The following is an 11,174-nucleotide window of genomic DNA, read 5'->3' on the forward strand; positions in this document are numbered from 1 at the left end:
TTAGAAGAAGGGGCTTAATTATGTATGATGAAACAACTTGGTCAGACATAGGAGGGAGTATATATGCCGATATTACAAGTTCGAGATATAACAAAAGTATATGAAGGAAAAGTGACAAATCGTGCAATTAACCAGCTTAGTTTTGATGTCCAAAAAGGTGAGTTCATCGCCATTATGGGTCCTTCAGGAAGCGGTAAAACAACACTTTTAAACTTAATTTCAACAATCGATAAACCGACATCGGGCGAGATTATTTTCAACTACATAAAACCACAAAATCTAAACAAGACGGACTTGGCCTTTTTTAGAAGAAGGCAATTAGGATTTGTTTTTCAAGATTTTAATCTATTACCGATGTTGACGGTAGAGGAAAATATTATATTGCCTCTAACATTAGATCAGCAACCGGTTGAAGTGATGGAGGAGCGCTTAAAGAGGCTTGCTCAAAAATTAAATTTAACGAGCATTCTCTATAAAAGACCAAATGAAATCTCAGGTGGTCAAGCCCAAAGAGTGGCCATTGCACGGGCTTTAATACATGAACCAGCAATTATTTTAGCGGATGAACCAACTGGAAATCTAGACTCAAATAATTCCCGAGAAGTGCTTGAGCTGTTAAGTAAAATCAATCAAGAAAGACAAGCAACGATTGTAATGGTGACCCATGACCCAATTGCTGCAAGTTTTTGTGACCGAGTGTTATTTATTAAAGATGGAGAGTACTTTAATGAAATCAATCGTGATGATCGACGCCAAACGTTTTTCCAACGTATTTTAAATGTTCTGAGTCTTTTAGGAGGAGGACAAGTAGGTGACCTTTCATCAATTCGCTTACCGTAACGTCGTACGCAATATTCGTATATATGCCGCGTTTTTTATGGCTAGCTTTTTTTCGGTATTTGTATTTTTTATTTATTCCATGCTTATGTTCCATCCTAGTATTGAAAATGGATTTTTAGGAAATGTACCGATGATTTGGATGGTCATCGCTGAAATAATCTTAGTCGTTTTTACGTGGTTTTTTATTTTTTATTCGATGAAAGCTTTTCTAGAGGCGAGGTCAAAGGAATTTGGTATTTTGCTTCATTTAGGAATGGAAACAAAGCAACTGAGTAAATTGATTTTCCTTGAAACGATTATTATTGGTACAGTTTCAATTGTAGTGGGTATACTATTTGGCTACTCTTTCACAAAGTTTTTCTTTATGATCGTGCGTGAAATATTAATGTTGGAGGAGCTTCCATTATATCTTTCGTGGGAACCGTTCCTTTTAACTTTTGTCGTTTATTTAAGTGCATTTATTTTTATTTCATTAGCTAGTGTATACTTTGCACCTGAAAAAAAGGTTATCGAACTAATGAAAGGACCAAAAGAAGTTCATTTTCATATTACTTATACAAAATATAAAGCAATTTTAGGGATTGTTTTAATTGTTGGTGGCTATCTGTTAGCTTTAATGATTACTAGAGGAACATTTCTTTCTTATACTTTATTGATTCCGATTTTAATTACATTTGGTACGTACTACTTTTTTTCGGATACGATCCAGTTCATCGTTGAACAATTGAAAAAGAAGAAAAGTGTTTATTGGAAAAAATCAAGAATGTTGCCACTAGCAGAACAAACCTTTATTTTAAGAAATAATCGAAAAGTGTTTTTTGTTGTTACAATGGTTTCAACTTTGGCATTTTTATCGGTTGGATTGCTAGCTACTTTATCTTCCTATACTTCGCAATATGATAAGCTCAACCCCCTAGGATTAATATATAAAGGACATATTGATAATCCATACGAAAATGAACATATGTCATCCATTGTGTCTGAGTTAGAGGAAAAGGGTTTATCGTACCACCTTACTCGTTTTACAGTTCTAAAACAAACATCATCTTTTACAAAATATGAAGTTGAAGTATTTAGGGAATCCGATATTAACAGCTTATTGTTTTCTTACGGTTATCCCATGGTTCGTTTATCGCAAGGGGAAGGGATGTTTATTCCATACTCTGAAAATTCGGTGAAGAGACTATCGAAAATGTCCGTGGATACAATTCTAGTGGAGAATAATATTCCAATAAAAATTGACAAAGTATATCCAAAACTAATTTTTCCTAGCTCAATTGTAAGTTTAAATTCAATTATCATTAGTGATGAGGATTTTCAAAAGCTTACAAACCCATATAGCGGTTTTCCAGATGAGGAACCTGGTTATCATTTATTTACATTCGATATACCACACTGGATTGAAATTACCGATGTTGGCGTTTCGATCCAGCATAATGTTGCACAAGAATACTTAAAAGAAAAGTATTTGTTACCATATTATTTTGAAAATGCAGGGTTAAATTATTCTTATATATTATCTACCTATTCCTTATTTACGTTAGTAGGACTTTTAGTAGCTGCTGTATTTGTCCTTGCAGCTGGGAGCTTTATCTATTTTAAATTGCATACAAATTTAGAATCCGAAAAGCGAAAATTCGATGTATTAAAACGAATGGGTATATCCGATGGCGAAATAAAAAAACTTGTTACAACTCACCTTTTCCCGCAGTTTTTCTTGCCATGGGGCGTTTCGCTAGCGCATAGTTTATTTGCCTTTGTAACACTTCAAAAAATATTAAAAGATATTGCGAACATTTCAATTGTTAAAGAACTCGTCTTCGCTTTTGCTTTTTTAATTGTTATTCAAGTCATCTATTTTTATTTAATTAGATGGCGCTATGTAGTTCACGTGCGAGATTGAAAATGTATGAAAGAGAATAATATTGTATTTTTGTAGAATAAAAAGTAATAAAATACAAATATTTATTGTTTTATTAGTATAAATATTTTATAATATTTAGAAAATGAATGATTGTTCATTTTTTTGTTTCATAGTAACTTACTAGTTTAAGTCAATGAAGAAAAATGCAAAGGGGATGGGTGTTTTGAATTTAGTTGAAAGAGTTCGTCAAACTGCAATTGAACAACCTGAAAAGCATGCGTATCACTTTTTAGGTAGTGATACAACTTATGGTGAGTTTGAACAACACGTCGGTCGATTTGCAAGTGCATTGCAAGGTTTAGGGGTAAACAAAGGAGACCATGTCGCACTAATACTCGCGAACACACCGCATTTTTTAATCTCGTTGTATGCAACAATGAGAATTGGCGCAACTGCTATTCCGATTAATCCGATGTATACGCCAGACGAAATTTCTTACATCATTAAAAATGGAGACGTCAAAACAGTCATCGCACTTGATCTATTATTGCCATTAGTAGAAATAGGGATAACTGCATTACCACAAGTGGAGAAATATATTATTTGTGAAACAACACCAGATATAGGGGAGAAGTTTGCGGAGTTATCAGCTGCGGCAAAACAAAAAGCTTGTTTATTTTCACAGCTACTTGCAAAAACAACAAAAGTCGTTGATCCAGTAGATGTTCATGATGATGACGTAGCCATTATTTTATACACATCTGGTACAACAGGTCATCCTAAAGGAGCCATGCTAACACATCGGAATTTGTATTCCAACGCCCGTGATGTAGGGAAGTTTTTACTTATGACGCCTGAAGATCGTGTTATTGCAACCTTACCAGTATTCCATGTATTTGCATTAACGGTTGTTGTCAATGCACCACTGTTATTAGGAGCGAAAGTATTAATTGCACCACGTTTTAGTCCAAGTGAAATATATGATTTAGCTGCAAGTCAAAAAGCAACTGTCTTTGCAGGTGTTCCAACGATGTATAATTTCCTCTATCAATTTGATGGAAATGTAGAAAATTTTTCAAACTTAAGAGTGGCAATATCTGGTGGGGCACCATTACCAGTACAAGTACTCTATGATTTTGAAGAAAAATTCAATGTTCGAATATCAGAAGGGTATGGGTTGTCTGAAGCATCACCAGTAACATGTTTCAATCCTTTAGACCGTGAACGTAAAGCGGGTTCTATTGGTATGTCGATTTCAAATGTGGAAAATAAAGTGGTCGATATAAATGGTGAGGAAGTGCCGGTTGGTGAAGTAGGTGAATTAATCGTGCGCGGTCCTAATGTAATGAAGGGATATTATAAAATGCCTGAGGAGACAGCAAATGCTATTCGTGATGGCTGGCTTTATACAGGGGATTTAGCAAAGAAAGATGAAGAAGACTATTTTTATATTGTCGATCGCAAAAAAGATATGATTATCGTTGGCGGATACAATGTTTATCCAAGAGAAGTAGAGGAAGTGTTATTCTCTCACCCTAATGTCATCGAGGCCGCAGTAGTCGGATTCCCAGACCAAAACTTAGGTGAAGCTGTTCGTGCGTACGTTGTATTAAAGGATAAAACGATGCCTGAATCGGAACTCCGTGAGTATTGTGCGAAACATATCGTTAAATACAAAGTACCGAAAGAAATTGAACTATTAGATGAGCTTCCAAAAAACTCAACAGGAAAGATTTTACGTCGTACATTAAAAGAAATACAAAAAACAATCTAAAGGTAAGATGCTCTCGTAATCTATTGCGGAGCATCTTTTATTTTGTTAATAAAGTAATTTGGTAACATAACAAAGGGCACTAATAATTTTCCAAAGTGACAGAGTACCGAGTTCACGTTAAAATAAACTGTATGCAATAAAATTGTTAATTCATCATATGAAAATTAATTTAACAAGAAAAGAGGATTACGATGACAAAAATGAATGTTGAAAGTTTTAACTTAGACCATACAAAAGTAGCAGCACCTTACGTTCGACTTGCGGGAATTAAAGAAGGACAAAACGGTGATGTGGTTCGCAAATACGATGTTCGCTTCAAACAACCAAATAAAGAACATATGAAAATGGACGCATTACATTCAATCGAACATTTAATGGCTGAAAATATTCGCAACCATACAGATCATGTAGTGGATATGAGTCCAATGGGTTGCCAAACAGGATTTTATTTAACAATGATTAATCATGACAATTACGAAGAAGTATTAACAATCTTAGAGAAAACATTACAAGATGTTCTTGTTGCTACAGAAGTACCTGCATGTAACGAAGTACAATGCGGTTGGGCTGCAAACCATAGTCTTGAAGGTGCACAGGAGCTTGCAAAAGAAATGCTAGAGAAAAAGAACGAATGGTCTACAATTTTTAAAGCTGAATAATAACCAAGAGACTGTTTTTTAGAAAATTTCTAAAGGCAGTCTTTTTTAATCGATGACTAATTTGTATTTTAACTACACAACCTATGAAATCTAATATTTATGAAAAGTGTTTGGCAATATTTTTGTGCAAAAATAAAGAATTTACAAAATATTCAAGTTTTTATGTAGAATAAGAGAAAATAATAGTATAATTGCTATAAAAAGATAACTTACGTAAAAGCGAGGATATGTATAGTGGATGTTTTCATTGGTCGACAACCGATTTTTAATATGGAAGAAGAAGTCGTAGCATACGAACTTTTATATCGAAATCAAAACATTAATGCCTTTCCAAATACAGATTCTGATACCGCAACTGTAGAGGTTCTAGTGAATTATTTTTTATCTATGGGCATAAAGGAAGTAACGAAAGGGAAACCCGGGTTTGTAAACTTCTCAGAAAATTTACTAATGAACCCTGTTATTGAATTTATTAATCCCTCTAAAATGGTTATAGAAATATTAGAAGATGTTCCAATTACAGAAGTGTTAGTAGAACGTGTGAGTGAACTAAAAGAAATTGGTTTTAAAATCGCGTTAGATGATTTTGTGTTAAATAATCAAATTGTCCATTATGATGAATTATTCAAATACATCGATTATATTAAGGTGGATTTTTTAGCGACACCTTTACTCGAACGAATGAATATTGAAAATCGTGTAAAGAGTAAATATCCTCATATTCAATTATTAGCTGAGAAAGTAGAAACCCGAAATCAGTTTGATGTTGCAAAGCATTCAGGTTATACATTATTCCAAGGATACTTTTTTGAACAACCTCAAATTATTCAATCAACCGATATACCCATCAATACATTGCAATATTTTCAGGTAATCTCCTTATTAAAAGATGAGGAGCCGAATATTAATCAAATTGCCGAAAGTATTGAAAGAGACATATCGCTAACGTATAAATTGTTACAGCTAATTAATGAATCAAATAGACGGCAGAAGTCTAAAGTTCGTTCTATTAAACAAGCGATTTTACTATTAGGTCTAACAGAATTGCGGAAGTTAATTTATTTATTGGCAATGCGTGAAGGAGAACTAAAAGATCGCACCGATATATTTAGCGAATTAATGAGAACTTCTCTATTTAGGGCAAAAACTTGTGAAATTATAGCTAAGAAACAAAGAAAAGAAAACTATTCTGAGTATTTCCTAGTAGGGATGTTTTCTTTAATTGATACATTACTAAATCGACCATTGGATGCCATTTTAGAAAAGCTTCCATTTTCTGAAGAAGTAATCGAAACCATAAGCGGTGTAGAAACATCCATGACGCCTTATTTAGAATTAAGCATTGCCTTAAGTAAAGTGGATTGGGAAGCAATCGACCAACTCGCGCCATTATTTAATTTAGATCATGAAAAACTTGAAATCATTTTTAACGAAGCAACGGAATGGGCAGAAAAATCAATGTAAATGATAAAAGCGGTGTTCAAATTTTCTGAACATCGTTTTTTATTTTACTTATATAGAAGAAAAGCATGAAAAAGCGATGTAGAGAACATTCATACATCGTTTTTTTGTTTTGATAGTAACTGAGGAACAACTTACCATTCAAAAACTATTAAATAATACTATGAAATAATATAAATGTGTTATATACTAAATCTCGTAAGGCGCGACATTATCTTAAAATAATATTTATTAAACAAACTACTTATCTAAAAGGGGATAAATAATATATGACAAACAACAAAACGAAAAAATACTTCAAAGCGGGATTAGCGGCAGCAGTAGTAGTTTCAAGTGGAGTAGCAGCTGCACCAATGGCAACGCAAGCTCAATCAAATGAAACAATTTCGTTTACAGATTTAAAAAATGATCATCTTTTCTATAATGATATAATGAATTTAGTAGAACGTGGAATTGTAGTAGGTTTCCCAGATCGTACATTCGGTGCGGAAAAGCAGGTTACTCGTGGACAAGCAGCGGTTATCTTAGCAAAGATTTTAAACTTAGACACGGTAAATGTTACAGATCCAGGTTTTATTGATGTGCCAAAAGATCACCGTTATTATGGTGCGATTGCGGCTTTAGCAAATGCGGACATTATAGTTGGTTATAATAATAAATACAATGCAGACGCTCCATTAACTCGTAATGCAATGGCAAAAATCATTGCCCTTGGATTTGGATTAAAATCAACTGAAACAGCACCATTTAAAGATATGGATCATCTTTATAAAGATTACATTTCCGCAATGTACGAAAATGGTATTACATTAGGGAAAAGTGAAACTGTTTATGACGGAAAATCTTTAGTATCTCGTGGTCAAATGGCTGCCTTTGCAGTACGTGCCGATAAAATTGAACGCAACATTACATTTGAAGTTAGCAACATTGAAAATGCAAAAATTGTTACATCAAAAGGTGACTTTAAATCAGAGCTATCTATTTTTAATGTAGAAAATGCTGCTGCATTAGAAGGTGCAGAAGTTTCGGCTATCATCGCAAATGGTGAGATTAAATCCATTACTTCATTAACGTTAAACAATTCAGGAACTCAAGAAAATCCTGTTACATTTGACGGTGGAAATATCATTGTGGATGGCCCACTTACGGTAAATGCTGATTATGTTGCAGTGAAAAATGTGACAGTGAATAAAGATGTAACATTAACAAGCAAAGTTGAAAATGACTTTACAGCAGAAGGTTTAAATACGAATGGTGAATTAATTATTGAAGACGCTAAGGCACCAGTAGCATCAATGACAATGATGGTAGCAAATGTAAATACTAATGGACCAAAAGTGAATTTAGCAAACTCTTCAGTGAAAGCAATCAATGCACAACGTAACAATATTGTGATCGCTTCTGATAAAAAAATACCTGAATTAAAAGTAGCATCAAACGTAGCGACGATTAAAGTGGATGCTGCAGTTGCTTCTGTATCTGTAAATGGTTCAGAATCTCTACAAATTACAGGTACAGGCTCAATTGATAAAGTAAATGTAGTACAAGCAACTCAATTAGCTTTAGATGTTAAAGGACAAGTGAAAGAACTTGTTGTATCAAATAAAAATGCAAAAGTAACTATTGGTGCAGAAGCGAAAATTGAAAAATTAGTTGTTCCTGCTGATTCAGATCTTTCAACAGTAATTGAAAACTATGAAACTGTGAAAGATAGTATCACAGAAGTAGTAGATGAGGCTGGAACTGTTGTTGTACCTCCAGTAACTGGTGGCGGAAATGAAAATCCAGCAACACCATTGACATTAGATGTAAAAGGGTTAGCAGCAAATGATGGAACAGCATCTGTAAACTTAAGTGGAGCAGGTACATCTGCATCACCGTATGTGTTAACAGCAGACCCAGCTAAGGAAGGATATGTGCTACAATTTGCAGCAAATAGTACATCGAATGTGAACCTAGCGGCAGAAGGTATTGGATTAAAATTAGTAGACAGTACGTTAACAGACGAACAAAAAACTCAACTTCAAAATTACTATGCAAGTAAACCAGAAGCATATGCACAATATCTAGCGGGAGCATTAGCAGGAACGAACCCATTTGCAGTTATTAAAAATGATGCAGATAAAGGGTTAGTACTTTATGATGGAGCGAAGTTAGATAGTGGAAGTGAAAATGCGGATTTAGGTATGTTAATCCCAGGTGATTTCCCAGCAGGAACATACACATTAGAAGGACAAGTTGGCGACCAAACATTTACGTATGTGATAAAAGTTGAAAATCCAGCAACACCACTGACATTAGATGTAAAAGGGTTAACAGCAAATGATGGAACAGCATCTGTAAATCTAAATGGAGCGGGTACAACAGCATCCCCGTATGTGTTAACAGCAGATCCAGCTAAGGAAGGATATGTGCTACAATTTGCAGCAAATAGTACATCGAATGTGAACCTAGCAGCAGAAGGTATTGGATTGAAATTAGTAGATAGTACGTTAACTGAAGAACAATTGACTAGCCTTGAACAGTATTATGCAAGTAAACCAGAAGCATATGCACAATACCTAGCAGGAGCATTAGCAGGAACAAACCCATTTGCAGTAATTAAAAATGATGCAGATAAAGGTTTAGTGCTTTATGATGGAGCGAAGTTAGCTGGTGGAAGTACAAATGCGGAATTAGGAATGTTAATACCAGGTAATTTCCCAGCAGGAACGTATACATTAGAAGGACAAGTTGGCGATCAAACATTTACGTATGTACTTAAAGTTGAAAATCCAGCAACTGTAATGGAAGATGAATCAGTAGCTTCAACAACTTTAAATATGGATGAAAACTTTATTATCGAGGATGGTATTGTTAAACTTGTTTAATATACAAAACAAACTAATTTCATGATTTGTTCAATTGCCTTGTAGAGAGAAATTTCTCTGCAAGGCTTTTTTATCTACGTAAACAAATCTTTTATATGGGAAAAAGGGATAGAATTCAACCAATAAAACAAATCCTATAAATATAATAGAAGCTCTTTATCTTAATGAAGTTCTCTTTTTAGTTTTCCTTTGCTATAATCATGTGACAAATAAGTGGAAAAAACATCTAGGTGAGGAAACAAATGAGCAAAATTTATAAGAATAAAGTATTGAATTCTACAAAAGATATTATACAGGAATACGTTTATGTACTTCTTGGAGCAGCAATTATTGCATTTGGCTTTAATGCATTCCTCTTCCCTAATCAAGTCGCTTCCGGAGGCGTTAGTGGTATTAGTACTATTTTGAATGGGCTATTTGGTTGGAATGCCGGTATTGTTCAATATGCATTTAATATTCCTCTTTTTATCGCTGGAATTTTGATTTTAGGGAAAAAGTTTGGCTTTAAATCCTTCGTGGGTACAGTAGCCTTACCTTTTTTTGTTCTCTTAACACACGAGATAGATGCTCTTACTACCAATACGCTATTAGCTGCTCTTTTTGGTGGTATCGTTGTTGGGTTAGGTATCGGCTTAGTGTTTAAAGGGAATGCTTCAACAGGTGGTACGGATTTATTGGCCCAAATTATTACTAAGTATACTGGGCTAACATTAGGTACAAGTGTACTTTTAATTGATGGGGTTATCGCCATTAGTGCAGCTATAGTATTTGATTTAGAAAAAGGCTTATACGCACTGATTGGCTTGTTTGTGACTACAAAAACAATCGACATCGTTCAACTAGGCTTTAGTCAGTCTAAAATGGTATATATTATTTCAGAAAAAGAAAATGAAATACGCGATACCATTTATACAGAGATTGATCGCGGTGTCACAAAGTTACCTGTTTTTGGTGGATATACAGGAAAAGAACGAACAATGCTAATGGTCGTTGTGTACCAAACAGAATTCACAAAGCTGAAACAAATAATCAAAACCGTTGATACTAATGCATTTGTTATTGTTTCGGATGCATATGAGGTTTTGGGGGAAGGTTTCAAACGAGTATAATTTTGTTATAATATGCAATGTAATCCACACTTTACATTACTATTTGGAGGGGTTCAAATTGAAAAAAGCATGGTTAGTACTAGTATTCGGTTCAGCATTATTTTTAGCTGCGTGTGGTGGAAATGACGAAGGTACAAAAGACACTGACACAGGAACTGAAGTAGCAGAAGAGACGACAGATAAAACTACAGACACAGGTACAAATACAGAAACTACCACTGATGAAGGTACAGGTGCGGATGACGCTACATTAGCAGAAGGTGAAGCACTTGTGAAAAAATCATGTGTATCTTGTCATGGTGGAGATTTACAAGGTATGGGTAACGCACCTTCATTAGCTGATGTAGGATCTCGTTATGATGAAGCGAAAATTCATGACATTATTTTAAACGGTCAAGGTGGCATGCCTCCAGGATTACTTAAAGGTGAAGATGCTGAAGCGGCAGCAGCTTGGTTAGCAACACAAAAATAATTGCACAATACAAGGCGAAGTCATGGAATTTGATATGCTCCCCAATAGGTAGACAGATGAAAAAACAAAATCTGTTTATCTGTTGGGGGGTATTTTTTATGGGGCGAAGTAAGCATACGATTGAA

8 protein-coding genes are annotated in these 11,174 nt (G+C 34.5%); all 8 read left to right on the plus strand.

The annotated features are described in order from the left end of the window. The first annotated feature begins 63 nt into the window (after positions 1-63). The gene (locus tag EK386_RS18020; protein WP_126660571.1) at positions 64-840 is read left to right on the plus strand and encodes an ABC transporter ATP-binding protein; all 777 of its coding nucleotides are present in this window, start codon (positions 64-66) and stop codon (positions 838-840) included. Next, on the plus strand, positions 812-2,743 hold the full coding sequence (locus tag EK386_RS18025) for an ABC transporter permease (RefSeq protein WP_126660572.1): 1,932 nt from the start codon (positions 812-814) through the stop codon (positions 2,741-2,743). Before EK386_RS18020 ends, EK386_RS18025 begins: the two co-directional genes overlap by 29 nt. Before the next feature lie 184 nt (positions 2,744-2,927). Further along, on the plus strand, positions 2,928-4,478 hold the full coding sequence (locus tag EK386_RS18030) for a long-chain-fatty-acid--CoA ligase (protein WP_126660573.1): 1,551 nt from the start codon (positions 2,928-2,930) through the stop codon (positions 4,476-4,478). Between the two features lie 191 nt (positions 4,479-4,669). Next, positions 4,670-5,137 (plus strand): S-ribosylhomocysteine lyase, encoded by a 468-nt coding sequence (locus EK386_RS18035; protein ID WP_126660574.1) that lies wholly within the window; start codon positions 4,670-4,672, stop codon positions 5,135-5,137. A 234-nt stretch (positions 5,138-5,371) separates the two neighbouring features. Continuing rightward, entirely contained in the window at positions 5,372-6,601 is a 1,230-nt protein-coding gene (locus EK386_RS18040; RefSeq protein ID WP_126660575.1) for an EAL and HDOD domain-containing protein, read from the plus strand. 266 nt (positions 6,602-6,867) lie between these two features. Then, positions 6,868-9,468, plus strand: a complete 2,601-nt coding sequence (locus tag EK386_RS18045) for an S-layer homology domain-containing protein (RefSeq protein ID WP_126660576.1) — start codon at positions 6,868-6,870, stop codon at positions 9,466-9,468. A gap of 242 nt (positions 9,469-9,710) precedes the next feature. Further along, a complete protein-coding gene (locus EK386_RS18050; RefSeq protein ID WP_126660577.1) occupies positions 9,711-10,577 on the plus strand; it encodes a YitT family protein in 867 nt (288 codons plus the stop codon). A gap of 58 nt (positions 10,578-10,635) precedes the next feature. Next, a complete protein-coding gene (gene cccB / locus EK386_RS18055; RefSeq protein ID WP_126660578.1) occupies positions 10,636-11,049 on the plus strand; it encodes a cytochrome c551 in 414 nt (137 codons plus the stop codon). Positions 11,050-11,174 lie beyond the last annotated feature (125 nt).

This window comes from Lysinibacillus antri, assembly GCF_003977595.1.
Taxonomy (GTDB): Bacteria; Bacillota; Bacilli; order Bacillales_A; family Planococcaceae; genus Ureibacillus; species Ureibacillus antri.